The organism is Frateuria defendens (assembly GCF_001182895.1).
GTDB lineage: Bacteria > Pseudomonadota > Gammaproteobacteria > Xanthomonadales > Rhodanobacteraceae > Frateuria_B > Frateuria_B defendens.
Genome location: NZ_LFQR01000177.1, coordinates 1 through 962, shown reverse-complemented (window position 1 = coordinate 962; position 962 = coordinate 1). Strand labels below are relative to the sequence as shown.

The 962-nt window shown below is 69.5% G+C and carries 1 protein-coding gene; it reads left to right on the top strand.

All coding sequences use genetic code 11. From position 1 onward, the window contains the following. Positions 1–962 (top strand): hemagglutinin repeat-containing protein (locus ACH65_RS17490; protein ID WP_202594240.1); only part of this gene is annotated, 962 nt, incomplete at both ends.

Here is a 962-nt window from a genome sequence, read left to right as displayed (position 1 = left end):
GGCCTGATGAACAACGGCGGGCTGAGCGTGCTGATCGGCAACCGCACGCAGGCGACGGCCAGCGGCAGCACCGAGGTGAGCTACACCGGCAGCCTGGTGGGCAGCACGGACGGCAAGGTGATGCTGAGCGCGGGCCAGGACCTGCACCTGACCGGCTCGGACGTGATCGGCCAGCGCGGCGTGACGCTGGTGGGCCAGAACGTCACGATCGACGCGGCGGTGGGGACGAGCGACACCCGCTACAGCCAGAAGATGAGCCAGGGCGGCATCAACGTGGGCCTGGGCGGGGCGCTGGCGGACCTGGCCACCACGACCTATGCGGACGTGCAGCGCGGTCGCGAGGTGAAGGACGACCGGCTCAAGGCGCTGTATGCGGCCAAGACCGCCTACGACACGGCGGACCTGGCCAATGCGATGCAGAACGGTGCGGGCACGCTGAGCCAGAACGGCACCGACAGCGGCATCAACCTGCAGGTGGGCATCGGCGGTGCCAGTGCGAGCAGCACGACCACGACGCACGACGAGACGGCCTACGGCAGCCACCTTCGCAGCCAGGGCGACGTGACGGTGGCGGCCACGCACGGCGACCTCAACGTGATCGGCAGCGCGATCGCGGGCGACAACGTGACGCTGGCGGCGAGCCACGACCTCAACGTGCTGAGCCAGGCGGAGCAACACCGCCTCAAGAGCAGCAACCGCAACGCCAGCGGTGGGGTGGGGCTGCAGATCGGCACCGACGGCGTGGGCTTCTATGCGCAGGCGAGCGTGGGCGGGGGCAAGGCGCACGGCAATGGCACCACGCATGCGGAGAGCCACATCGACGCGACCAACCGGTTGAGCCTGGTGGCCGGCAACGATGCGACGCTCCAGGGCGCGCAGCTGACCGGGAACCAGGTGGTGGCGGCCATCGGCCACCACCTGAACGTGATCAGCGAGCAGGATACGGACGACTACGCGAGCAA